Source organism: Sphingobium sp., assembly GCF_041987595.1.
Lineage (GTDB): Bacteria > Pseudomonadota > Alphaproteobacteria > Sphingomonadales > Sphingomonadaceae > Sphingobium.
In genome coordinates, this window is sequence record NZ_JBHIWJ010000245.1 from 1 (window position 1) to 554 (window position 554).

Sequence of the window (554 nt, forward strand, 5' to 3'; positions counted from 1 at the left end):
TATTTCTTCGGCGGCAAGCCCGAGACGGCTGCAGGCGAGGGCGCGAAGGCCGGCGCGGGCGAGAGCGAATCGCAGGCACCGGCAGTGACCGTGATCGTTCCCGGATCGGGATCGGTCGAGCGCGTCATCAACGCCACAGGAACGCTGGCTGCACGGCGTGAAATGCCGATCGGCATCGCAGGCGAAGGCGGCCAGGTGATCCGCGTGCTGGTGCAGCCGGGCGACTGGGTGCGCACGGGCCAAGTGCTCGCGGTCATCGATCAGGATGTCCAGACCCAGCAGGCCCGCTCGCTGGCGGCGCAGATCGAGGTCAGCCAGGCCGATGCGGTGCTCGCGCAGAACGAGCTCGACCGTGCGCTGCAGCTGGTGGGTCGCGGATTCATCTCCAAGGCCGATGTTGATCGCCGACGCGCGACGCGCGATGCTGCGGTGGCGCGCGTCGAGGTGGCCAAGGCTCAGCTGCGCGAGGCGCAGGCGCGCAATGGCCGCCTGAGCATCCGCGCGCCCGAATCGGGCCTGGTGCTCGAGCGCAATGTCGAACCCGGTCAGGTGGT

General features: G+C 69.5%; 1 protein-coding gene. It reads left to right on the forward strand.

From position 1 onward, the window contains the following. Positions 1-554 (forward strand): efflux RND transporter periplasmic adaptor subunit (locus ACFC3J_RS22990; RefSeq protein ID WP_375198214.1); only part of this gene is annotated, 554 nt, incomplete at both ends.